Source organism: Trichocoleus sp. DQ-A3, assembly GCF_039961975.1.
Lineage (GTDB): Bacteria > Cyanobacteriota > Cyanobacteriia > Cyanobacteriales > FACHB-T130 > FACHB-T130.
Genome location: NZ_JAMPKC010000034.1, coordinates 10,412 through 35,163, shown reverse-complemented (window position 1 = coordinate 35,163; position 24,752 = coordinate 10,412). Strand labels below are relative to the sequence as shown.

The 24,752-nt window shown below is 47.5% G+C and carries 20 protein-coding genes and 1 pseudogene; 12 read left to right on the top strand and 9 right to left on the bottom strand.

Annotated elements, in window-relative coordinates; translation table 11 throughout:
* The first annotated feature begins 219 nt into the window (after positions 1-219).
* Positions 220-1,311 (top strand): hypothetical protein, encoded by a 1,092-nt coding sequence (locus NDI44_RS25900; RefSeq protein ID WP_190416026.1) that lies wholly within the window; start codon positions 220-222, stop codon positions 1,309-1,311.
* Between the two features lie 371 nt (positions 1,312-1,682).
* Here the strand turns inward: NDI44_RS25900 and NDI44_RS25895 are convergent, their stop codons facing one another.
* The gene (locus NDI44_RS25895; protein ID WP_190416025.1) at positions 1,683-1,910 is read right to left on the bottom strand and encodes a hypothetical protein; all 228 of its coding nucleotides are present in this window, start codon (positions 1,908-1,910) and stop codon (positions 1,683-1,685) included.
* A gap of 222 nt (positions 1,911-2,132) precedes the next feature.
* Here NDI44_RS25895 and NDI44_RS25890 point away from each other — a divergent pair, with 222 nt between their 5' ends.
* Positions 2,133-4,574 carry a CHAT domain-containing protein gene (locus NDI44_RS25890; protein ID WP_190416024.1) on the top strand — a complete coding sequence of 814 codons (2,442 nt, stop codon included), beginning with the start codon at positions 2,133-2,135 and terminating at the stop codon, positions 4,572-4,574.
* Between the two features lie 220 nt (positions 4,575-4,794).
* Here the strand turns inward: NDI44_RS25890 and NDI44_RS25885 are convergent, their stop codons facing one another.
* A complete protein-coding gene (locus NDI44_RS25885) occupies positions 4,795-5,175 on the bottom strand; it encodes a recombinase family protein (protein WP_190416023.1) in 381 nt (126 codons plus the stop codon).
* 70 nt (positions 5,176-5,245) lie between these two features.
* Here NDI44_RS25885 and NDI44_RS25880 point away from each other — a divergent pair, with 70 nt between their 5' ends.
* From NDI44_RS25880 to NDI44_RS25870, 3 genes are all read left to right on the top strand, one after another.
* Positions 5,246-5,431, top strand: coding sequence for a hypothetical protein (locus tag NDI44_RS25880; protein ID WP_190416035.1), 186 nt, complete (start codon positions 5,246-5,248; stop codon positions 5,429-5,431).
* Between the two features lie 771 nt (positions 5,432-6,202).
* Positions 6,203-7,933 carry a site-specific integrase gene (locus tag NDI44_RS25875; protein ID WP_190416022.1) on the top strand — a complete coding sequence of 577 codons (1,731 nt, stop codon included), beginning with the start codon at positions 6,203-6,205 and terminating at the stop codon, positions 7,931-7,933.
* A gap of 275 nt (positions 7,934-8,208) precedes the next feature.
* Positions 8,209-8,397 carry a hypothetical protein gene (locus NDI44_RS25870; protein ID WP_190416021.1) on the top strand — a complete coding sequence of 63 codons (189 nt, stop codon included), beginning with the start codon at positions 8,209-8,211 and terminating at the stop codon, positions 8,395-8,397.
* A gap of 39 nt (positions 8,398-8,436) precedes the next feature.
* Here the strand turns inward: NDI44_RS25870 and NDI44_RS25865 are convergent, their stop codons facing one another.
* Entirely contained in the window at positions 8,437-8,769 is a 333-nt protein-coding gene (locus NDI44_RS25865; RefSeq protein ID WP_190416020.1) for a helix-turn-helix transcriptional regulator, read from the bottom strand.
* A 114-nt stretch (positions 8,770-8,883) separates the two neighbouring features.
* Here NDI44_RS25865 and NDI44_RS25860 point away from each other — a divergent pair, with 114 nt between their 5' ends.
* From NDI44_RS25860 to NDI44_RS25835, 6 genes are all read left to right on the top strand, one after another.
* Positions 8,884-9,681 (top strand): hypothetical protein, encoded by a 798-nt coding sequence (locus tag NDI44_RS25860; RefSeq protein WP_190416019.1) that lies wholly within the window; start codon positions 8,884-8,886, stop codon positions 9,679-9,681.
* Positions 9,678-10,178 (top strand): hypothetical protein, encoded by a 501-nt coding sequence (locus NDI44_RS25855; protein ID WP_190416018.1) that lies wholly within the window; start codon positions 9,678-9,680, stop codon positions 10,176-10,178. The genes NDI44_RS25860 and NDI44_RS25855 overlap by 4 nt, the downstream gene beginning before the upstream one ends.
* Positions 10,175-10,396, top strand: a complete 222-nt coding sequence (locus tag NDI44_RS25850) for a hypothetical protein (RefSeq protein ID WP_190416017.1) — start codon at positions 10,175-10,177, stop codon at positions 10,394-10,396. Before NDI44_RS25855 ends, NDI44_RS25850 begins: the two co-directional genes overlap by 4 nt.
* A gap of 129 nt (positions 10,397-10,525) precedes the next feature.
* The gene (locus NDI44_RS25845) at positions 10,526-11,356 is read left to right on the top strand and encodes a DNA cytosine methyltransferase (RefSeq protein WP_190416016.1); all 831 of its coding nucleotides are present in this window, start codon (positions 10,526-10,528) and stop codon (positions 11,354-11,356) included.
* A gap of 31 nt (positions 11,357-11,387) precedes the next feature.
* Positions 11,388-11,933, top strand: a complete 546-nt coding sequence (locus NDI44_RS25840) for a hypothetical protein (protein WP_190416015.1) — start codon at positions 11,388-11,390, stop codon at positions 11,931-11,933.
* A 356-nt stretch (positions 11,934-12,289) separates the two neighbouring features.
* Entirely contained in the window at positions 12,290-12,898 is a 609-nt protein-coding gene (locus tag NDI44_RS25835) for a hypothetical protein (protein ID WP_190416014.1), read from the top strand.
* Between the two features lie 588 nt (positions 12,899-13,486).
* Here the strand turns inward: NDI44_RS25835 and NDI44_RS25830 are convergent.
* The 5 genes from NDI44_RS25830 to NDI44_RS25810 all read right to left on the bottom strand — a co-directional run bounded on the left by NDI44_RS25830 (position 13,487) and on the right by NDI44_RS25810 (position 17,839).
* Entirely contained in the window at positions 13,487-13,789 is a 303-nt protein-coding gene (locus NDI44_RS25830; protein ID WP_190416013.1) for a hypothetical protein, read from the bottom strand.
* A gap of 44 nt (positions 13,790-13,833) precedes the next feature.
* Positions 13,834-14,790: a tyrosine-type recombinase/integrase gene (locus NDI44_RS25825; protein ID WP_190416012.1), complete on the bottom strand. Its 957-nt coding sequence runs from the start codon at positions 14,788-14,790 to the stop codon at positions 13,834-13,836.
* 645 nt (positions 14,791-15,435) lie between these two features.
* Positions 15,436-15,654: a hypothetical protein gene (locus NDI44_RS25820; protein WP_190416011.1), complete on the bottom strand. Its 219-nt coding sequence runs from the start codon at positions 15,652-15,654 to the stop codon at positions 15,436-15,438.
* A 239-nt stretch (positions 15,655-15,893) separates the two neighbouring features.
* Positions 15,894-16,526, bottom strand: a complete 633-nt coding sequence (locus NDI44_RS25815; protein WP_190416010.1) for a hypothetical protein — start codon at positions 16,524-16,526, stop codon at positions 15,894-15,896.
* 164 nt (positions 16,527-16,690) lie between these two features.
* Positions 16,691-17,839 (bottom strand): hypothetical protein, encoded by a 1,149-nt coding sequence (locus NDI44_RS25810; RefSeq protein WP_190416009.1) that lies wholly within the window; start codon positions 17,837-17,839, stop codon positions 16,691-16,693.
* Positions 17,840-18,193: 354 nt separating this feature from the next.
* Between NDI44_RS25810 and NDI44_RS25805 the strand changes: the two are divergent.
* Positions 18,194-18,301 (top strand): annotated as a pseudogene (locus NDI44_RS25805) (IS5/IS1182 family transposase); the annotation flags it as partial.
* Between the two features lie 88 nt (positions 18,302-18,389).
* On the opposite strand, the gene NDI44_RS25800 reads toward NDI44_RS25805, so the two are convergent.
* Positions 18,390-24,413, bottom strand: a complete 6,024-nt coding sequence (locus NDI44_RS25800; RefSeq protein WP_190416008.1) for an FAD-dependent oxidoreductase — start codon at positions 24,411-24,413, stop codon at positions 18,390-18,392.
* Positions 24,414-24,752: the final 339 nt, after the last annotated feature.

Genomic DNA, 24,752 nt, shown 5'->3' with positions numbered 1-24,752 from the left:
TTCAATTTAATGCGATCGCCCGTTCTTGTAGATTGGCTTGAAGGGATAGGGATCTAGGCTACAACAGGCACGATGAAGGCTGATACCAGTTTCTGATGAAGATACACTAAATTGAAGAGAGCAACAGGGTATGTGTAGCCGAGTGTGAGTTCGATTCATCCGTTGCAAGGTATTGAAGTTACGCTCTCTACGACAGTTGCGAGTTTCATCTGAGTGAATATGACCAAAAAACGTCCACAGAAGAAGACAGCCCCTACCGATGAATTAACTATTCTTCCGGTTGAGCCGTCTCCTCAAAAAGTAGAGCCAGAGGATGTACAACGGGTTGCGGATAAGATTGAAAACCCTGTTGATGATGCCGCATCAACCCTTGTGCCAGTAGAACCTCAAACGGTTGACTCCTGGGAGCCTTCCCTTGACACCTCATCAGTTCCTGTAACTTTCAACTCTCCCCTAACTTCGGAGCCAGCTCCGGAACCAAGCGACTCCTCTGCCTCTTCTCCTGATGCGCCGCCAGCTTTCTTTCAGGCGGTGGGCATTCTCACTGGAGATATCACTATTGAAGAGGAAAAGACTTTTGTGAGTGTTGGAGGAAAAACCTATCCCCTCTATTATTCCAGCTCTCACAAGCGGGCATTGGCGGCGCTCAAAAAAGAGATTGAGACAACTGGAATACGAGAGCAGAAGTTAATTGTCTATCCCAAAATCACTCACTATCCTGGCGGGAAACAGCCCTACTCGGTCGGGTTCCAACTGGTGGGTTTTGTGGGCCACCAAGCTTCTGGGACGGGTGTCTCCAGTGACCTGCAAGATTTGGAGTTCAAAATCTGCGGTTTATGGCAGTTCATTCCCGTTTGCCGAATCCCATGCATTTCCGTATTTAAGAACTTCAATCCGCAACGCCTTGAGTTCATTAAATCGGCACAAGCTGAACTAAAAGTAAATTTCATGAAGGCTTCTCACATTCCTGTCCTCTGGCGAGATGCCCCTGTACCTCCATTCCGCTTTAACCCCAAGCTGGAGAAAGAAGCTCAGGGTAAAGCGTCCTTTGTCCAGCTCAAGGCTCGGTTCAACAGCGAACGAAATACTTTTGAATTTGTTTCCCTTTTAGCAATCCCTAGTTCTGTTGCTCCTAACTACCTCAAAGCGGGTAAGAAGGATAAGCTTGAGGTTGCCAAGACAAGGCTAGCGGCTTCAAAAGCTCGTCAGCACGATGAGGCGCGTTCCCACAACGATGCTGCCCTCCCTCCCCGTAGAACTACCTCCGCCCCAAAACCCAAGCCAAAACCTAAAGTGGTCGCCCAGGAGTAATTAGTGTTTTGCTAACCATCTCTTCTGACCTGCCTTCAGTGCCGGTTGCCGGGTGGGAGACTCAGCCCAATGGAGTTTTATAATTACAGCAACTCTCCAGTCGCGTAGATATCTGTAGGGAGCCGCTGCCATTCATTTTCTGTCAGATCGCATGCGAGCACTCAGCAACCATGCCAGCACAATGGTTAAAGTGCAGTAGTACCCAATATGCTTGCCGGTACAAGACGCCGAACTCAATCGTGCGAAAGCTTACAGATAGCAGTCTAACCTTGTTTTGTAAAACTGGGGTGAAAGCTTGATTTTCGTGGGCTGTAATCGGATAAATTCATTAATCTTCCCAAAGTGCCAGAAAAGGGCATCTGTACAGCTCTTCAAGAATTTAAAATCCTAAATACTTTCTCAATCTGGCGCACCAGATTGAGATTTCCTGAAATTAGTTCTTTGGAAAATTCCAGAGTTGTCAAACCACTTGGCACACGCGATCGCGTCTTCTGTTGCGACCTCTCGCTCTCTTCGCGGCTAATCCAGCATGGGTTTTTTCCCAAATAATTTGCTTGCTGCTCAAATGAAAGCGAAGCGCAAGCGCGACGACCAGTCATTCGCGCCGAAGATAGTAAAGACTCAACTTACCGCCGCTGGTTATGGCACTTTGTTCTTATACTTTTGTGCTTTTGATGTGGAGAAATATTTGGGTGCAGTTCGCAAGCAATCGCATTCTTGATTTTGGTGACGATGCTCTCGCATCAACCGATAACTAGACGCGCTCAATCACCGTAGGTTAAAACAGCGATCTCGTCCTTGCACTTTCCCCCAGAATAACTGTGCGTCTCCAAATCAGGCTCCTCAGCGCGATCGCTGTTTTGATAACTGCCGCAACGCCTTTCGCGCCTAATTTTCCAGCACTATTTCTCTCTACACAGGCGTTAGCGCAAACCCCAGATGCTCGGAAAGCGGAAGCAGACCAACTGTTCCAGCAAGGGATTCAGCAGGCTCAGGCCAGTCAATTTGAGGCAGCATTACAGTCTTGGCAGCAGGCACTCAGTCTCTATCGAGAAATTAAAGACCGTCAATATGAGGGCGCATCTCTAGGCAACTTGGGGCTGGCTTACGATTCTTTAGGAGATTACGCCAAGGCGATTGATTACCACCAGCAGAGTTTAGCGATCGCGCGGGAAATTAAAGACCGTCAAAGTGAGGGCGTATCTCTGAACAATCTAGGAATTCCTTACTATTCCCTGGGAGATTATGCCAAGGCGATTGATTACTACCAGCAGAGTTTAGCGATCGCGCGGGAAATTCAAGACCGTTTGGGGGAGGGGAATGCCCTTAGCAGTCTGGGAAGTGCCTACTATTCCATAGGAGATTACGCCAAGGCGATTGATTACCAGCAGCAGCGTTTAGCGATCGCGCAGGAAATTAAAGACCGTCAAGGTGAGGGACAATCTCTGGGCAATCTAGGAACTGCTTACACTTCCCTGGGAGATTATGCCAAGGCGATTGAGTACCACCAGCAGGGTTTGGCAATCGCGCAGGAAATCAAAGACCGTTTGGGGGAGGGGATCTCTCTGGGCAATCTGGGACTTGCTTATCATAACCTTGGAGATTACGCCAAGGCAATTGATTACCAGCAGCAGCGTTTGGCGATCGCGCGGGAAATTAAAGACCGTTTGGGGGAGGGGCACTCCCTGAGTAATCTCGGACTTACTTACTATTTTCTAGGAAATTACACCAAGGTGATTGAGTACCAGCAGCAGAGTTTGGCGATCGCTAAAGAAATTAAAGACCGTTTCGGGGAGGGGGTATCTCTAAACACTCTGGGACTGGCTTTTCAGAAATTGGGCAACCTCGCTCAAGCTGAAGAAACCCTTCGCGCTGGAATTGAGGTCTGGGAATCTCTCCGGGAACAATTGGGTGACTTAGATGCCGAAAAAGTGTCGATTTTTGAGCAGCAAGCTCGCACCTATCGCCGGTTGCAACAAGTCCTGATTGCCCAAAATCAACCCACAAAGGCTCTAGAAGTTGCTGAAAGGGGTCGTGCCAGAGCTTTTGTAGAGCGATTGGCGACACGCTTCTCCTCTACTGGGCCGAATGTCTCTACAAATCCACCTAACATCCAACAAATTCAACAAATCGCTCAACAGCAAAACGCCACCCTGGTTGAATATTCGATTATTTATGACGAGTTCAAGATTCAGGGTAAACAAGAAGCTCGCGAATCAGAACTCTATATTTGGGTAATCCCACCCTCAGGCGTTGTATCGTTCCGTCGCGTTGACCTCAAACCCTTGTGGCAGCAGCAAAATACGACGCTCCCACAATTAGTTCTCAACAGTCGTGAATCTATCGGTGTCAGAGGTCGAGGTGGGATCGAAGTTTCGCTGATAGATGAAGTGAGCCAAACCAAACGCTTACAACAACTCCACCAACTCCTCATTCAACCCATTGCCGACCTTCTGCCGACTGACCCCAAAGCTCGTGTCATCTTCATCCCTCAACAATCCCTGTTCCTGGTTCCCTTTGCTGCCCTCCAAGATACCAACAACAAATACTTAATTGAACAACACACTCTCCGGACGGCTCCTTCAATCCAGGTATTGGCGTTAACCCGTCAGCAACGTCAACGGGTTCCAGTGTCAGCCAAGGATGTCCTCGTGGTTGGCAATCCCACGATGCCTAGTCTTGCCCCAAAGATTGGGGAAAAGCCTCAACCGCTTTCGCCGCTACCGGGTGCCCAGAAGGAAGCAATGGAGATTGCCCGTCTCCTGAACACAACTGCTCTGACTGGCAATCAAGCCACTGAATCCGCAGTTGTCCAGAAGCTACCCACAGCAAAAATGATTCATCTGGCGACTCATGGGTTGCTGGATGATTTTCAAGGGTTGGGGATACCAGGTGCGATTGCTCTTACCCCTTCTGGAAAAGATGACGGATTCCTTACTGCTAGCGAAATCCTGAATCTCAAGCTCAATGCCGAATTAGTTGTTTTAAGTGCCTGCGATACTGGGCGAGGTAAACTGACTGGCGATGGCGTGATTGGACTGTCTCGCTCTTTAATTACGGCGGGTGTCCCCAGTGTCATCGTTACTTTGTGGGCGATCCCGGATAATCCTTCTGCCTTACTAATGACCGAATTTTATCGAAATTTGCAACAAAACCCGGATAAAGCGCAAGCTTTGCGAGGCGCGATGCTAACGACAATGAAACAATATCCCAACCAACCCAGCGCTTGGGCTGCATACACGTTGATTGGGGAGGCTGAGTAACTACCTGCTATTTCCGGGTCGGTGTCCCCGCTGCGAGATGCCCTTTGAGATGAAGAAGCCGCCCTCAGTGCATTGGGATTGCGCCCACTGTGGTTGGATCGATCGAGAGTGCGTGAGCGATCGCGTGCTTCGCTCAACAACAATGCCAGCACAATGGTTAAAGTGCAGTGTACTCAATATGCCTTGCCGGTATAAGAGTCTGCCACAATCGTGCGATCGCTCACAGATAGAAGTCTAAACCTCTCGTGTCAAACTGGGGCGAAAGCTTGATTTGCTTGCTGCTCAAATGAAAGCGAAGCGCAAGCGCGACGACCAGTCGTTCGCTCTCGTTGATGCTGAAGACCAACTTGCCGCCACCCGTTGTGGTATCGATGCTTTTAGTCAGGCTAACAAATCCGATGCCAGAGGTATTGAAGTCTTCGCTCAACGTCAGCAAATACTTAAGGCTTCTACCCTGCCGGTCAAGTCGCCACACAACGGGGCTATCCCTGTTACAGAGATGTTCAAGACACTTGTCTACTTCCTTGATACATCGCTCTCTCGACTTCCGCTCCTCCTGGCTAGTGAAGCGACAATTCGGTGTACCGAATTGTCGCTTCACTCGTTATCTGAACTTTCAACCCTCTGTTGAACCTCCTGAAATGTCGGTACAAAAGGGGCGAGGTTTGTTGATGACGATCCCGCTCCCGTACTGGACAACTTATGACGGCAGACCAGTGCCCATGCTGGAGCAACGATTCACGCCAGAGGCAAAGCTAGAGGTACTGGATTATCACCCCATGTTTAGGGGCAGATGTCCCTGCTGTAAGATGCCCTTTGAGATGAAGAAGCCACCCTTAGTGGATTGGGATTGCTAAGAGTGCGGGTGGGTAGACGATCGTGTGTGAGCGATCGCGCTGATGTTTTCATCATGGGTCAAACTCCAGCGGCTGGATTAACGGGGTTATCTACTTCCGTTAAAAGTATTTAGCGTTCATGCCAAAAGCCGTCATTGTCTCTTCCATCAAAGTTATGTGGGACAGGTGGCAGTATCTTAAAGTTTTGAATTCAACTTTGGAAGAAGCGCTCGCACATCTGTTAAAGCCAACCAAATTTAACCGCTCTGGCTTGATGAAAGTTTTGGATGAAACCCAAAACCTGCGAGAGAAAAGTTGCAGGTCGCTACATATTCATGAGCTGTATAACTACTCCCTAGACATTAAGTTGAGTAGATAGCAGTAAATATGGAGTTAAAAACAGGCAGAAGAGTGATTAAGGTATTCTATCCTAATAATAGATAAAGCATCCGGCAAACCAAGTCATTGACACTTACATTAGCTGAAGGTTAAACTCTACAACAGCACCAATTAAATATCCAATCCCAAAAAGGGCGACTCTGTGTTGAGCCGCCCTTTTTGCTTTTTAAGCTAAACGAGTTTCTTTTAAATCGTTAGTATTTAGCCAAATAGCTGTGATAAATGTTCTTGAAAATATTTATCACGTTAGATGTATGCTTAAAAGCTTAGAACTTGCTTACTTAAAGCGTTCTGAAGTTTTTTATTCCTAAAAAATTAGCTTCGTTCGTGGTAAAGGGTATTTGTTGGCGTTTAATGTAAAATGTGATAAATACTTGCATTTAGGAAGATAAAATGACCTTGCCCGTTAACAATCCGAAAACTGCCGCAGATGTTTATCAACTTTATTGCGGTCATCTCAAATCATCACATCCAGATGCAAAAACTGATGTGACAGCGCTGATTCGTACTTCTTTAATTCGCTTTACTTTACCCAAATGGGGGTTCCCTTTACCAGAGCGAAAAAAGCTCACTCAAGAGGATGTTAACGCAGGCTTGGAATTTCTGAAAAAGATTCCCATTCATGAATTGGAACACGCTCTTGAATATCAACAAGAAGTTTTTGCCAGTTTGGGGAATCCTGCTAGCTCTCGCACTTATCGCTTGCATCTTAAAAGACTGCTAACTTGGTGTCGTCAGCAGTCTTGGTGGAAAGGCTCTACCCGAACGAATGCTAGCAAATATTGTCCCCCAATTCGGAACAAAAGAGGCCGAGTCAACGATAATGTTCGGGTCACTGATAAAAAGCTAACAATAAATTCCCCACATTTTTTTTATGGGTTAAAGCCATCGGAAATTTCCTCGAAATTACAAGCCTCTCTTGATGATTTTTTGAAGTTTGAGACTGACTTGATGGGTAGCCGCAAACGCCAAAATGGACCTTTGCGTTTGCCTAGTGCTCAAAGTCATGTTAATAGAGCGAAAAGGCTGTTAGGTTGGCTTCATTATTACAAAGGCATACCCCTGGAAGAGTTAAATCTTAGACAGCTCGTTTGTGCTAGTGGCTTAACGCCTAACGGTAAGCGAAATGAAAAGGCTATCGATAAAACGATGGAATTAATTTACCAACACCTGCAATGGTTACGCGAGATCCGTGAGGCAGCACCAAGCACTGAGGTGAAAGTTGTGGAAGCTGCTATAGCAATTGCTAAGTTTCTCTATCACAAGGAATCTAAATATCAATCTCGCGAGACGGTTTCAAACAAACGGGTTGGATACAGAGATATTCCGATTATTGAGGAATTGCGGCGATTACAATCCGACATTATGGTGCGGGTTAACAACACGCCTCGCAAATCAGATGAATCAAAAAAATGGATTGATTGGGGTACTTTCCGAGCTTGTGTGGAGCGTTTACTAGAAGAATGTGCACCCCGAAATAACTCTGGCAAAAAACGTTCGGAGCGGACTGTGGCTCAAAGTCATCAAATCGCTCTAATTTTTTTGTTACTAAGTTTTTTCCCTGATCGAGGGCGCACGATTCGGGAATTAGAGTTAGGACGAACTTTAATTAATCGGGATGGTAAGTGGTTCATTGAACACAATGCTGCTGACTTTAAAACTGGAAACAGCTACTGCAAGAATGGTCAGAAACGAATTGTTGAGCTTCCAGCAAATGTTTATCCGTTGCTTGAGGAGTGGTTGTCTCAATGGCGGCAGGTTTTCAAACCAACTCATCCCTATGTTTTCACCCAACCCAATGGGAAACCGATGTCTGAGACTTCCCTGTACAGCTATGTGCGGAAACGAGTTTATCGGTTGACGGGTCAGGCTTTTACACCCCATATGGTCAGGGATGCAATTGTCACTCATTTGAAACTCTCTGGTACGTCAGATCAGGTGCTGACGGCTTTAGCTGATTTGATGGCTCACTCGCCAGAGATGCAACGCAAGGTTTACGATCGTCGTACTCCCCAACAAAAGGTGGCTCCTGCACTAATGGCGTTGCAATCTTTACCTACAGGTTCTTTGCCTCCACCGCCACCTCTATCTGTCAAAAATCTTTCAGACGCAGAGGGTTCATAATTGACCTGATACTATTTTGCTCAATGCTTGCTACACCTCCAGTGAAGGCAGGCAGAAAATAATTTACTAGGAGGACTCCTAGTAAATTATTTCAAGCAGGTGGGCTGGGTAGCTGAAACAATCACGATTTGTTAGAGGTTTGGAGCCATCCAGTTGCGCCTCACTCAAGCAGTTTAGGAAGCCTCTACGAATGCATTGTCTGGAAACATCTCGGTATAAGGTCTCATCCTCATAGTGTTAAAAGTGCTGCAACAACTCACTACGAGAAGAAAGAGATGACTGATGCTCAGACTAAGTTTTTAGCAACTATCAAAAGCCACAGCCCTCAAATGCAGGATAGTCCTGCATACAACAAGACAAAAGCTTTGGACAAAACAAAGTTGGCGTCGGAAATGATTATTAATGAGTTCCTCGAAGAGTTTGGTCTTGATCCTAATGAATACGGCCTTTACTCGAATCACTAACTTCTCCACTGCGATCCCGGAGTCGCCCATCATTGCTATTCATGCATTTACCAGATTAGTGTCTCTAGTTTGGTTGGGGGGTTTATTGAATCGCTTTGCTACGAGTATTAACAAATCTGAAACTTCTGCATCGTCCATTGATGCGATTGCAGCCTCTAAATTTGCGCTACCCATTAATCCAAAAAAGTAATCTTTGACTTCGTTAGGGAGAGCAGCAAGGAGCTTTTCTAAGCTATCACTATAAATCCGCTGTTTCCCGTTTCTAAAGCCGCTAATCATTTGCTGACTTACGCCAGATTGCTCAGACAACCACTTAGCGCTGATGCCATATCGATCAAGAGTTTTGTCGAGAGCATTAGAAAAATTCATCATAGTAATTCAGTAATTACTGCATTACCCTATATGATAATTCAGGAGCTACTTAATTTTTTTACTTCTTTTGTTAACCACAATTATGCCACGAAAATCCAATTCAGGGGGGCAAGGATGAGTGAACAATACTATCGTCTGACCCTGGAGGATGCGATCGCTAAATACAGCAGCGGCGACATTACCGCTAAGGGATTGCTTCACTTTTATATTCTCATCAAGTGCAAACCTGGCTGGAAGCTCAGGCTTGAGCAGAGCAGAGTTTGCAGCGAATTAGGCATTCAAAAATCAGCTTTCTACGGGGCGATAAGCCGTCTCAGAGAAGAGGGTTCTATTGATTGGGAAGCACCTAAAGGGATCGTTGTTTCATTGTCAACAAGCGCAGTTTTCCGCGAATGCGGAAAAGAGTCCACGATTGCGGAAACTGAGTCCACGATTGCGGAAACTGAGTCCACGATTGCGGAAACTGAGTCCACGATTGCGGAAACTGAGTCCACGATTGCGGAAAAGAATTTCTCGAAAAGTCCTTCTGGTGAGGCATTTGGCGATCCTCCAAATTCTTATCAACTTTTTATTAACTCTCTCTCAGAGGTAGAGAGAGAAAGTTTTTTAGAGTTTGGAAGAAAGAGGGCAGGTCAGTTGCCGAAACCTCCGGAATTGCCCGACAGATGGATCGCTGCCAATTGGGAAGAATTAAATCAGCTATGGCTTAAGCAGCTGTCACCGTCGCAGATGCCAGCGGTGAACAAACAAAAGTGGGCAAGTGACCCTCGCCGCGACGAATGGATCGCCCAAATTCGCCAAGGTAAACCGCGCTGGATTGCTCAAGGTGAGCCAGCACTTACCAGAGATGAGCGGAAAGCTTTTGCAGAGTGGGCTGATGCTAGCGGATTAATTTGGGGGGCTGAGTCATGAATCTCCCAAAACTTCCTCGTGACATTATTCGCCCGGAAGATGAGCCGGGGCGGGATAAAGAACTGTGGCAACCAAACTGGCGTTGTTTCTGTTGCCATGACACGGGCACAATTCAAACCTACCTGGTGCAAATGGTGATTGAAGATTACCGCTGGGACACTGACCGAATTCCGGTTTGCCAGAATCCCAGCTGCGTTGCTGCTTCAAACATTAGCCAGGGACTTGAGCCTTATCTGGATTATCGGCTAGACGCTGCAATATGCCAGCAACTTGACTTAATCGACCGCGATGGCTGGCGCGAGACGCTGCGAGATGTAAATCAGCGACGGCTGAATGTTCAAGCCGTGGCTCAAAAGATGAGTTTGAGAAAGAGTGATCGCACTTCAACGGAAGAGATGGAAGCTCGCCAGCGCCACTCCGCAGCTAGAGACGGCTGGGGCAGTGAAGTACAAAACGATGATGAACGTCAATGGCTTGCAGGGAGAAACGCAGAATGACACACGAAACACCGGATTTTAATTGCACTAATATTCGCTTTTTTGACGATCGCTCGGAGGCTATCCGTTACGAGATTTTAGCCGATGGTACTTGCTCATACTGTGGGCGCGAAGCGAAGTTTATCAAACTCCCCGATGGTGATGAAAGCCAGAGCAATTCTTGTAAGTCCTGCGATTCATTTAATGAGGAATTGCCCTCTGAGAGGTTCTATGACTAACCACATAGCGGGGCTTAAGGTAGGCGATCGCGTTGAGGGCTGGTGTCCGAAGTCCCGTTGTTGGGTAAAGGTTTCGGTGGATCGCGTATCTGCAAAATCATTTCAGGGCACTGATAAACATCTCGAAAAATGGACAGGGCTAACACAGTGGAGAGAACCCAGCAATTCACCCAACTTGACTTCTGTTCCGGCGTCGGGGCAGGCTTCGCTCTCGCCGGATTGCAACTCGGTTTCGACCTCGTTGGACTCTGCGAGAACAATCTCTACTGCCGCGACATCCTCAGCAAGCGATACCCTAGACGCACAATCCTTGGAGATATCAAGCATCTGGACTGGACAAATATCAAATACAGCTGCATCACTGATGCTGACATCATCACAGCCTCGCCACCATGCCAGCCTTTCTCAGTCCAGGGAAAGCGTAAAGGAGCCGATGACGAGCGAGATTGTTTCCCCGCCGTCATCAGAGCGATCGCAGCAGTGCAGCCCAGATTTTTCTGCATTGAGAACGTGCCCGGATTACTTAGCTGCCCTTTTAAACCCGGATGGGCAAGTGGCTCATACTTTGAAATCCTCGCTGGAGCTATTGAACAAATCGGCTACAGGTGGGAAAAACTTCTTATCAGCAGCGGACACTTTGGATCGCCCTTCCTTAGAGAGCGGGTACTTTTGGTTGGAATCTCCAGGGGGCTTAAGTTCGACTGGGGAAGGGCGACCACCTGGACAGACCAGGTTAGAGAGTTTTTTGAGAGAGAACGGGCTTCTCAACAAGGGCGAGGTATTAGACCCGGCTACCCTAAGCGATTGGTACAACATCCCGAAGAATTGGCTAGACCCCTTGGAGTTCCGAGCGGCAGCGGAACTATTAGAAGCCAGAGAGCAGCAGCTGGAAATCTTCTCGATCCTAGAGTCGCCGCCGTCGCCCTCCGTCGAGTCTTGTACTTGTCATCACTCTGTTGATGGTTGTGAGGCTTGCGGCTGGTTTACCACCGTGCGGTGGAACGAAAGGGACGGCTGGGGCGATGAACCGCTAGATCCCGATGATGTCTGGAGAATAGGCGATCGTGTCCGTTGGCGGAAGGGCTTACAGCAATTTGGCACAGTTCAGGGATTGCAGCAGCAGGAGCTACTAGGAGGTAAGTTACCCCTGATAGTTGTTCGCTGGGATGGTTTTGATAGCGATGTCCTCATTCCAGCAGAGCAACTTTGGCGGGTTTGGAATACGGACCGAGCGCAACCTAAAACTAATTCCCCAGAACCGACTAGAAAGCGATCGCCTAAAGGAACTCGTCAGCCAGGGCGATGTGACAAAGGGCAAGCTAATCCATCAGGCAGAATCGAGCTTCAAACTAAGCATAAAAAACTCAGTTCTGGGGAATTAAAAACTTATGAATACAACCTCTACCGTTATCAACTGGGAGGCAGAGGAAAGGTTTACTCTAAGGTCATCCCGATTGGGAAACTTGAAGAAGTTCGGGAAGCGATCGCAGCGGGTCATCCCGCCGCGATAATTGTTAGTTGGTTTTGGGGTAAATAATGGGCTACAAGCTCAGCATCAATATCAATAATTGCTCCAGAGCTGGCAGGGCAATTCCTTGTAATAACTCACAATTTCTGGCTGTAAAGCAGATGAAAAGACGATTCCTGCTGAAGGAAGTCTCCTTTCATTCAATGAATCGCCTCTGTATTAAAGGTTTATTGAGTTGGAAGCATGATGTAGCAAGGTTTGTAAGTCACTCCCACGAAGATACCCTGTAACCAATTGCAAAGGGTTTTGTATGGACACTACTGTTTCCATCAGTTTGAGGGCATTTTAGAGTGGCTATTTTGTCCAGTTGTCCACTGGACAAAATAAAATATGTCCAGTGGACAACTGGACAAGTTGAGATAATAATGGAAAATTTGATTAGTGTTAGCAGCTTACAAGAACGCTACAACCTAAGCAGCAGGCAGGCTGTAGACGATAGGATTAAGGGCTTAAACATCCAGAAGCCAGCACGAGGGAAGATTTCTCAAGAGCAACTGGACAAACTGGACAAACTGGACAAGTATTTAAAAACTGGGGGCAAGATTGAGAATTTTGCCCAGCCAGTAGAGGCTGAAATCCAGCAACTCCAAAGGATTTCAGCCGATGAGCGGGAATTGTCCACCGGGCAACTGGACAAGCCTGCATTGTCCAGTGGACAACTGGACAAGTCGTCAGACAATTTTATTGAACTGGTGCGAGAGATTGCCGCAGCACTGAAGCCAGTGGCACCACCAATGGAGCCGCTGCTATATCTCAAAGAATTGGAAAGGGCTGCGGCTGCTGGCTGGCTTCTCTCTACTGACCAAGTGACGAAACTCGTAGGGGTTAAGCCAATTACTAAATATGGTAAACACACTTTTATTCGTGGCTCCTTTGCCTTTTCTAAAATTCCCCTCAATGATGAGGGGGGCAAGCCTAGATTTAAAAAGATTGGCAGTCACACTGCTTGGCGCGTTTCCAAGGTTGTTGAATAGGCATTTAAAAAGCTCCTTAATCGGGGCTTTCATTTTTAGTCTGGTTCTGGGGAATTACGCTTTAGTCTTTTGTCCCATCTCTCAAACCTCTTAGTCGCGTCTTAGGTGAAAGCAATTTGCTATTTCGTCGGTAGAAGCTATCTTAATGTCCGTCAGCTCAGTAACTTTTATGTCGTTAGCAAATGAGGCTTTATTAGACCATGACCATGAGTAGCCATCGCGATGATACTGAAATCAGCGTACACGTGGACAATTAGTAAGGTAATAGCCAAGTGCAAGACAAGCAGAAACAGGAGCTAAAGGAAAAATAGCAAGCCTAAAATCAAAAGGCCCGCTAGTGTTAAGCAATGTATTAACGTGTTCTGCTAGTCGCGTCTGTATACTTTGCCATGACTCTTATCAGGTTCTACTCTAACAACGAGGGGATCGCCTGAAGGAAAATCTGGAATGAGGGCGGCTATTAGGCTATTGCAGGTTCTAAGCCAAATGGGTGTGAACCTTGTAGAAGTATCGTTGCCCATCCTGTAGTGATTCTGCCGCGCTCAGGTAAGCTGTTTCGTACCCAGGCTTGGTCGCTACGAAGTTGCTTTATATACTTAACTGAGTTTGTATTTTTTTGCCCATCAAGACGGGTATGACAGTTTTGACAAAGCAAAATGAGATTGTCGTATTCATCCCGCTCTTTTTAGCCAGGGTTTTGTTTGCACGTGGACCTGAATCACTTGAGGCTTCTATATGCGCTATTTCACCAATGATGCCGATAGTGTCGTAGTCGGTAGCATCTGCATACAGTTCAATTCGATAGGATGGAACTGCATAACGCCCCGCAGCACGCCCCCAAAGAATTTTTAGCGTCCGGTTACTGTAGCTTCGTCCTGACTTTTGGGTCATTACCCCTTCAAACGACATAACTAAAGGATGAAGCGATCGCACCTTCACCCTCGCCGAGTGTAAGGAATCTCCAACCGCTCCACAGCTTTACGCTTCGTTTCTTCCCCGCGTCGGTCATACTTCGCCGTCGTCACGGGTGAAGCGTGTCCTGCGAGTTTCTGCACCGTGACAATATCAGTCCCAGCATCAAGGAGGTCTGAGCAGAACGTCCTTCTAAAATCGTGGGGAGAAAACGCCGCTACAAGACCTTCATTCGCGCGTTTTTGCACAATCAATAACACCGCTTGAGGAGTCATCCGTCGCCGTTCCACCCGTCCGCCTTTCCTGATGGGACATAATAGCGGTCCCGGTGACAAGCCTCTGACGACAAGCCAATCTTCCACAAGAGTGCTCGCTACACTCGACAGATACACAGTTCTATCTTTCCCCCCCTTCCCATCGCGCACTTCCAGCTGACCGCGGCTGGCGTTAAAGTCTTTCAAGTCCAGATTTACCGCTTCAGCCCGACGCAATCCAGCGCCCCTCAAAATAGCGATGAGCGCCGCATCTCTAGCACCCGTGGGTGTTGCGTCATCAACGCACACCTGAAAGAGCGCGGCAATTTCATCCTGACTCAGTGCCCGTCCTCTGAGTCCTTTTTTGACTGCTACGCTCGGGAAATCCACCGCATGAGCATAATCGGTCGCATCCATCAAATCCAATCTCAGCGCTTCTTTGAGCACTCTTCTCAACGCACACAGCATCTTATTCGCTGTCGCCGGGGCGTATCGTTTCATCAGCGCCGTGCGGATAGCCGCAGTGTTTTGATACCGCAGTGCTGCCCAATTCAGTGTCATTGCATCGCACTGATTGTTCGTCAGGAGTTGGGCGATCGCATCCAATGCCTGTCTCATTGTCGGTCTGGAACCATCCGCCAGTCCATCCAAATACACCGCTGCTGGGTGTTGAGTCAGTGGCAGCGGTATTGTCAGCACCAGGGTTTTCGCGGCTAGGCGACTCATTTACTTATCAGAAGTGTCGTTCTAGAAAGCTATTTAATCATGGAGTTAGTTCGCTTGGGAACTAATCGATGGGGAGCGATCACATCGGTCTTGCTTGAGTTGGCTAGATGTCTGCTACTCGGCGAAAATAGATGGTTGGTGCAACCAGGGGTACCCCTGACTTGAAACTATTGATATGTATAGATTTTAGCCTTTGTCTTTTAACGATGAATGATACCCGTTTTCACGGCTTATTAATAATTTTTCTAAATATACTAATTTGACTGGATTTGACAAACTCTCTTAAATTTGGATTTTTGATAAATTTCTGAAAATGCGACTATCTATTCATTTATGCTCAACTCAAATCTGAGATTGCCTGATAAGAGTTGAGAATGAATGGCTAAACCCCATTGGGATACAGAAGAACTCGTCGAAAATGGACACTTCTTCCCCAAGAATTACCTACTTTTTTGGTCGCGCTCATTATGGCTTTGACTGATAATTTTTTCGATGGTAGCAGATGGCGAGAAAATATCTTTGCCGAAAATGGAAGTTGGTTGGTGAGAAATAGCATGGGTCAATCCCTCATGCTGGGGTAAATATTTTCAGCATACTTTGCCTAGAAGGAGACAAATTAGGCAAAGTCATGATTTGTATTACTTATCAATTCTGCCCCAAAAAGGGTTGACTTTTGTGACAACACACGGGCATTGCCCCTGGTTGCACGAACCTTCTATTTTCGCCGTCTCGCACGGACTCAACTTCTCTTGGCAGCAGGTATTCCCGCACTCTCACTTCAGCATACTTATGGGAGTTTGGAGAACAGCGAAATGGATTAAGAAATTTACCAACTTTTGATTGTTGAGTAGAAGAAGGAGCCATACTTAGACCCCCTGAAAAATCAATCAACTTTAGGGCTGTTTTCCCTACTTTCGCCCTAAAGTAGGCATTTGAGTTAATGTTGCATCAATTAGTAACTATGTACTAAATCGACCCGGTTTGTAGCTTCATTGCATTGGGACTAACTAGAACAGACAGTGGTAACGATACTCTGCCATAGCTGGCAAATTGCTGGTTGCGTTCAGAGAACCAGTCGGAGGAGTAAAAAAAGCCTGAAACCTCTATCTGATAAGCATTTCAATCGCTACTTTGCGACTGGTGTCACCTTCGCTATATTTGCACCTCTCAGGTACAAGATGACCAATCAATAACTTCAAGAATAATGCTGGGATGAACCACTCTAACCCAGGTGTAAAACCAACTTTGTAAAGTCCTATTGCAACAGCAATCAGATACAACCCCACAGCTAAGGGTCGCTTGAGGTAAACGGGTACAGCTAACACAACTGCCGTCGCCAAGAGTAGACAAGCACTCACTGACGTGAAGTAGTTCCAGTCAAATCCTACACCCACGCGAAAAAACCATGCCGCGAGTGCAATGTGGAGCAGGTGCGGCAGTATAAATGTAATGTGCTCAACTGAATTCACTTCGGGTCGGTGGTACCAACGCTTTGTCGTATCGGTTGCATTACAAACAGCACCGCCAATAATATCGAAGCCGATGATTGCTCCAACAGCAATTGGTAAGAAGCCAAACCCAAGCAACCAAAGCCGAAATGCTGCCAAAGCTGCACCTACAAAGGCACTGGTAAGAATCAAGATATTTTCGGCGGGAGTAGCACCCGGTCCAATGAGCCGATCCCAAAGTCCAAGCAAACCACTACGAGGAGTAGGGAATTCGTAGCTATCGACCATGTTGATACAAAGTTAACTATCTAATTGATGTCAAGTTTAGCTAATGGTGAGGCTTAACTTCCGGTTCAGCAGTGGGTCGAAAGTCGAGACAGCGATCGCCTTCGCCTTCGGTACTGTATTGCTATACAAAGGCGTACCTTGACAGCATTGTCGCAACCTCTAACTCAAGAATCTCTTAGGAAAGAGAGGTTTACTTTGCCAACTTTGTCAGTCTTTAATTCGGTAAACCAGAGATTTCCATCAGCTCCTCGTATGATGCGATGCATCACTGTTCCGGGAGTCGGAACCTCATAGAAATCAATTGGAATATTGCTGATATCAGAAGAATTGGTGGTTAGAATCTGCTTGTCAATTTTAATCAGGTGATCGCTGCCAGGTGGTGACGGGTGATTCGCATCCACATATTGCTGAACCCAGAGGTTATGGTCGGTGTCAAATGCCAGTGCTGCTAGAAGAACATTATTTTGCAGCTTGGGTACTGGAAATTCAGTAATGCAATTAGTTTTGCAGTTCTGTTTAATGCGTCCAACGTTGTTGCCAGCCTCTTCGGTAAACCACATATTACCATCCGGTCCAGGCACAATCGCGATCGGACGACTGTTGAGGGTGGGAATATTGAACTCTTCAACGGTTCCATTGGATGTAATGCGTCCAATGGCATTGCCCACTAGCTCGGTAAACCACATATTGCCTTCGGCATCTGCATGGATATAGATCGGTACACTGCCTACAGTTGCTCTTGGATTGTTTACCGTTGAGATGGGGAAAGTTTCAATAGTGCCATCTGGTGTAATGCGACCGATGGTACCAGTCGCTTTGCCAGTGTACCAAACGGTTTGACCATCGCTGCCAATTGCTAAGCCATGCGGATGGGTGTTAATTTCCTCGGTACAGGTGGTGCAGTCTAACTGGACATCGTATTTAGTGGCTGAATCGTAGTTGGGATGCGTCGGATCGAGGCGGATAATTTCTCCGGCAAATTCAAGGGTAACCCAAAGCTGACCCGCTCGATCGAAGGCAATCCCGTGGGGGCCACTGTATTGAGGCATGGGGTAGAAGGTCATTGTGCCATCTGGTTTGATGGCGATAAGCTGATCGTAGTTTTGCCCCGTGATCCAGAGGGTATCGCCATGAAATGCCATTTCATGGGTTGAACCCCGTAGGTCAGAGGGGGTCGAATATCGGTTAGGGTAGGAAATGGCAAAATCGACAATTTCATCTGCAAATGCCAATTCAGTGAATGAAAAAGCACTTCCTAGTATTAGTAAAAGTCCAATTAAGATAGCACAGAATATTTGACCTAATATTTTCATTAACTAACCTCTTGAATTCAGGACTTTTAAGAATTTATACACAATTTCTCACACAAAATCCAGATGCAATCGTTGCTCAGTAAAGAATTAAGTACGCAATTGGAAATTGTTTGTTTTAGGTGTACTGATATGAGGTTCAATTGGAAAATTTTCACCTTCACATAGCAAATAGTGCTTTATAGCAAGCAGATGCAACCCGGAAAACCACAGGTCACTCCACAACTTTAGCAAGTTACAAGCGCAGCACCAGTTTGAGCTGGTAGATGGCAGGTTCGGATGAATCCGACATTGAGCCATCTTACCGCGTCGCCTGCTCTATCTCCCCCCCCAAAAAAATCGCTCTCTACTTGCGATTGGTTATCTTGGTGTCGTCTGAATGTAGATTTCGAGCGATTACCTGCTTCCTCAGAGGCATTTATCTACATTGCGATGATTCGACTGATGCTACGCAGACTTGCCTGATGTTTCTCTGACTTCCTCCGTATTTCCAAATATCCTCTTAGCTCCCCGGCTTCTTAAAGAAGTCGGGGATTTCGACTTCACAAATCAATTAGGGCTTCGCTAATACACAATGCTCTTTCTGAATGAGCTGACGTAATTTAGCAACTAACTTTTGGCTGTCAATAATTGAGTAGTGATCGACACCCGAAATGATTTCTGTACGAACAGAATTTTGGACGTAAGGTTGCCAATCAAAACTCGCTTCAACCCCTTCTGGATATCCCTGAATGGCTGCTTGTTTTTCGGCTTTTAATAGAAATACGGGACAGGTACATTTCCGCGTCGGGGTGTATGCTCTCATTGCTTGCCAATTGAATTTAAAGACCTCAAACAATCGTTCGGTTCGCTCGGATTGCAAGTCTAAATTGCTGGCGAGTACGTCTTTGTTGAACCAGTCAGAAAGGAAGGTTTCTAAATCTTCTTGATCGCTATTAGAATATTGAGCTGTTTCGCTCAAAGGAGCAGGCGAATCGAATAAGGCGACGAAGTCTACTTGTTCGCGATTTTCCAGAAGTTGGAGAGCCATTTCAAATGCAACTAATCCTCCAAATGACCAACCGCTGAGGGAATAGGGACCTTCGGGCTGGCGTTTTTTGAGGGCTTGAATGTACCGCGCCGCCATATCGCTAATGTTTGCGATCGCTTTTCCGGTTTCTACCCCTTGTGCTTGAATGCCATAGAGCGGATAGTCTTTACCCAGGTGACGGAACAGTCCGGCGTACTTTGAGGTGGTACCGCCAATGGGATGTACGCAAAATAAAGGATTGTGGCGAGTTGCATTCTGGTTGGAATCGCCTTTGCGAAATTCCACTAGCAAGGGGTCAAGCTGAGAAACCGTTGCATAAGACTGTTTAGCATCTTGCTCTACAATATAGTTTGCCACCGCTTCAATCGTGGGCAACTCCAACCACACAGACGGTTCAATCCGCCAACCCAGCCAACTGGTAAGTTCTCCAATTAAACCCACTGTCAGCAGTGAATCTAGAGGATAGCTTTCTAAGGGAGCTTGCGGATCGATTTCCGTTACTGGCACGTCTAAGTCGGCTGCCATATGGTTCACGATCCAATCTTTAACTTTTTCCAACGTCAGTTCTCCGGCATATTGTTCTTGGGAGACGCCAACTACTGCCGTTGCGGCGGCATAGGGTTCGCGCACGCGCACGCCTTCACGCGCTGGTAGGAAGAAGCGACGCACTAATTCTCTGGCATAGGCAACGTTCGCTTCAATTAATTCAAAGTTGAGCAGGCTACCCACGTAGTAAGTATGGTGTTTCCCCTGCATCGCCTCAAACTGTTGGTAATAGCCGTCTTTCAACTCTAGGCGGCTAACGTGGGGCATATATTTCCAGGCGCGTTGCGCGTGTACCTGAACGAGCTTACCGCCCATACGCTCCACATCTGCTTTGATATAGCCAATGATGTCATCACCCGTTATCGAGGCATTGCCATAGGAATAGACCGCATAAACATCAGTTTCGTCGTAGCGGTGATGGAACGAAACAATATGCCCGATTGTAGACAGGTCGAGATTGTTTTCTTTCAAGAAATAGAAGGCATTGCGTGGGATGCCCTCAATGGTGCAAACGGTTGTGTAATAGTCGAGGTAGCGAATTTTGCCAAAGAGTTCTCGTTCTTGGGGCGAAGCATCGAGAAATTCTAGAGAGTGGTCAAAGGGAAGTGCTAGAACAATCTCATCAAAGTCAAATTCCTCGTTTTCCGTGATGATGCGAACCCCTTTCTCTATGCGCTCGACCTTGGTAACGTGGACGTTGCAGCGAACATCCTGCAATTGTGCGGCTAGCTTGTTCCAGACATTCAGCCAACCCCCCTTAACCGTCATCTGCTGGCGATTTTTCACATTCGGGTTGAGGGACATGAACCCGGCGGCATCAGAGTATTTGATGAAATTCATCACGGGGATGGAGTCATCAGCGAGGTAGCCGTAACCAGCGGCCGTATGACCGATGCCCAAGGATTTCTCCATCTCTGGAAGCTGATTTTTGCTCAACCACTCAGAAACCGATTCACTCAGCGCATCGCCAACATGCACCAGTCCGGGGCGGGCAATGCCTGGAAACTCCGACCACTTCATAACGTGGTATTTGAGAAAGTTCTGCTTCTCATACAGGGAAGCATCATCTGGTACAACGGTTTGCTGCTGAAAATCGTAAGTGAAATAGGGGGTTGTTCGTTCGCGTTCGACTCCTAACTCATCCAACAGTTGCTTGGTGGCGTGATACTCTTCGGTGTAAACATGACCGCCCCAGTCGTACCAGTACCCATCAATTTCTATCGATGCACATTTGCCAGCAATCTGCAACTGACGCTCCAAAACCGTTACCTTATGTCCCAGTCGTTCCAGTTCATAAGCAGTAGTTAACCCAGAAACCCCCGCACCGATAACGCAAACATGACGGGGTGATTCGAGGCGGACTGGTTCGTCTGGCGAATTTGACCCGGTTCCCTGGACGGGTACGAATTGCTCAAACGCATCAACTAGCACTGCGCCGAGGAGGGCGACTTCAGCTTTAAACCGCAACTCGTGGGGCGAGATTTCCTGCTCAAAGAAGGTGTTGACGGTCGCTTGTGCTTGTTCTAAATTCTCGACAGGAACTTGCTGATAGGCGGTACCAATGGCACTGATTAACGTCCATTGTGGTTGCTCGCTGTGTTTGACCCAACAACCAGTAAATTCTCTCAGGATAACCATGCCGTCTTCTAGTCGAATATCGACGGAACGATGGATGGCTACAGCTCGATTGTCATCCACTGCCAGAATTTTTGTTGGACTAGAGCAATAGTTCGCTGCACTGCTTAAATAAGCACCGCCCAGCCAGTAGCGTTGCAGTTGCTTGCGGTTGGTAAAAATCAGTGCCTTAATATTTCCCTGTCGATCCTCCGCCCGCAGGCACACTCGACGGTGCAACTGAGTTAACGCCTCGATTTCATCCCGATTGGTGACAGAAGCGAACTGGGCGTATTGAGCAATACTCGCTTGGAGTTCCTGAGTGGGAGTGGGTTGCTGTGCGATGACTTGATCCAACACCTCTCCCCAAGCGAAAAACTGTTTTAAGACGTGGCGCAGGGCGGCTGGATATTTAGATAAAACGGTTTCCGTGACGTGCAACGCCAGTGTTTCTTGTGCATCCAAAAAATTGCGGCGTTTGGCAAAGTCGTGAATGGTTTGAGCTGCCTTTTCTAAGGCTTCTTTGAGGGAAACGTCTTCAATGGTCGGGATACTCTCCAACGCCATGAGTGCGGCTGTGGGCTGCCCGGTTTTTCTCATACTTTGGACAATTTCATAAACCAAAGTGCGAGCGTGATTGACGGATGCCCCCTCGTAGGGAGATTTTGCCCAAATAATTCCCAGACTTTCCGGCGCATTCCAGACGTTAAATTCTAAGGGTTCGATGACCTCGTTGGGAATGATTTGTCGCAACGAGAAGCGAGCGATCGTATGGTAAGGATAGAGTTCTTCGTCCCAGCCGATGGTCGTTTCCCTAGCAGCTTCGTTTAACTCCTCCGACTCTTCCACCTCTCGCAACTGGATTTGTAGTAGGTAGTCAACCCCTCCGTTTTCGACTCGCTGCTGAAAATCATCCCGCAAATACGTTCTGGGACGGGTATCGTTTTCTTTGCGAGGAACGTGATCCATTGGGGCTGGCATATCGGCTGGATTAATAAAGCCGGAGTCGGGAGACATATCGGCATTCCGCAGGCGGTAGCGCATGAAGCGGCGTTTGCCATCGTTACCGATAAACCACACCGTCATTTTGTTGAAATAATGCAGTTTGGTACAGGATTCGGCGTTGCGGGCGATGTATTGGAAATTGGGAATGATCGAGGGATACTCCTCCGTCATTTTCAACCGCTCTGGCATACTGCTGTTAAACCAGCGGAAGAAGCACTGAGCATGGGGCCAGGGAAAGTTATGCCCCGTGTTCATAATCACGTCCAAGAGGGTTTTATTCAGATCCAGGTCTTCCCATTTGGCATCGGCAGAACCATCGACAATCCGGAAGGTGGCAGAACGAACATCCATAATGGCATCGTCTTCAAAGCCTTTCCCTGCTGCATGACGCACGATGACGGGAAACTTTTGACCGGGTACGAAAAATGGATGGGCCGGTATATTCGGCTGAGGCAGAAATTCAACTTGCCCGAAGCCTGTAACCCCGACAGTATGGGTCGAACGACGTTTTAAATCTTTACCCCGCTGTCCGGTGAGCAACGCTAAGTTACTGATTAGTTTGTGAAATTCGGGTGTCATCCCTCGCAATCGAGGGTCTTCTTGTTGATCCGAACTCGTGGTTTCTTGATAGGCGATGGTATCGATTTGGAAGGCTTGTTCTTGCAAGGTTCCCTTGAGGTACGCTTGCTTGCAGGCTTGGCGGCGGAGTTTACCACTGGTGGTTTTCAAGATTGTACCGGGAGATGCGATCGCAACTGTGCGACACGATACCTGATGCTCTCGCAACAAGTGAGAACGAATCAGGCGAACGATTTCATGGAGTTGTTCGGATGAGGGTTTATTGGCACGAATCTCTGCAATGACCGCAACTTGCTCTTCACCTCTGACGACGGGATCGGAAACAGAAAACGCCACCGCTCCTCCCGGTAAAATTAACGGGTGGCAACGGCAAACTGTCTCTTCTAAATCTTGCGGGTACAGGTTTCGTCCCCGGACAATAATCGCGTCTTTTAAGCGCCCTGCAATATAGAGTTCGCCATCCAACAAAAAGCCTAAATCGCCCGTGCGAAGATAGCGTCCTGCACTCTCATGAAGGCCAGCCTCGAAAACTTCCTTCGAGAGTTCCGGCAACCCCCAGTATCCCAGCGCCTTACTGGGAGAATCGACCCAGATTTCGCCTACTTCTCCCGCTTGGCGTTGCTGATAAGTTTCGGGATCGACAATCCGCACATTGACTCCGGCAAGTGGCTTGCCACATCCCACCAAAGTCAGGGTACGACCGTCTTCTGGAATTTCTGCTAGCTTAACAACCCGTTCCCACTCCAACGAGTCTCGTTCCACCGTAACGCGGCGACGCCCTAAGACCGAAATACCCACGGTATGTTCTGCCAGTCCATAGGCGGGACAAAAAACTTGAGGATTGAGATTGCAGCCAGCGAAGGCATCGAGAAATACATCGACAGTGGTAGGTCGAATAGGTTCGGCGGCACTCATCACCACTTGTAGCGAACTTAAATCCCACTGCTGTCGCTGTTCGGGTGTCGTCTTGCGGACAGATTGCAGATAGGCAAAGTCTGGCGCGGCTGTATGGGTTGCCTGGACGCGGGAGAGTACCTCAAACCAAACCGCAGGACGTTGGACGAATGCCAGGGGAGACATGAGATAGAGATGACCGTTGCCATACAGTGAACTCAAAATCCCACTGACCAAACAAAAGTCATGGAAATGAGGCACCCACGCCACTAGTCGCGAGTCGGCATTGAATCCTAACTCCTCGCCGGTTACGCTCAACTGATGCATGATGTTACCGTGGCTAATCATCACACCTTTTGGTGCGGAAGTTGAGCCAGAGGTGTATTGCAAGTAAGCGACATCCTCTAACGTCGGCGCGTGACGTTGGGGCAACGATTCAGGATCATTTTGCAGGTCGTCTGTTCGATAGCAGGGTAACTCTGACCAAAACCCTTTTTGCTCAAGAAACAAACTCGCCTCAGTCTGGCGCTTCACCGCCAGGTACTCTCCATTCGTGAGAATAGCTGAACTGCCACTATTTTGCGCGATCGCTTCAAATGCGGATAGGTCATGTTGCAACTTGAACGGATTGGGAGGCGCAACGGGAACGGGAATCACACCCGCCAACAAACAGCCAATCAAGGCTTTGACGAAATCCAGCGATTGAGGGTAAACGAGTAAAACGCGATCGCTAATTTTCAGGTTGCAGTCCCGGATGAGGAATGCTGCGATTTGCTTTGTCGTGCGATCGAGTTCTTGGTACGTTAGAGATTCTTGGTCTTGCCCATCTGCATTGACAAACGTATAGAGAATGCGATCGGGTTCTGTTGTTAATTGTTGACGAAATCTATCGAGAACGGTTTCTTTCATTGTCATAAATCTCACCATTTCAGTTGCCGACTAATTGTTACTTCTGCGCCAAACACTCGCGAATAAACCTGCCCTTGCTAGTCATGCGATGTAATGTTGGCGATTAATTTCGTTTCATTGCTAAATTGCACATCCATCGAAACCTAGAAAGGTTTGTCTACGGGAATCTCTCGAAAATGCTCTCCTTCTTGACACCGTAGAGGCAAACTTCGAGCTTGGTTAAAATGCCGCACCCAAATCAACATGCATTGAAATGGAATATCTGCGTCGATTAGATTAAATGCCTGGGGTGGAATCTGTCCAAACTGTCTTTCCTCTACTTTGGGCGAGACACATTTC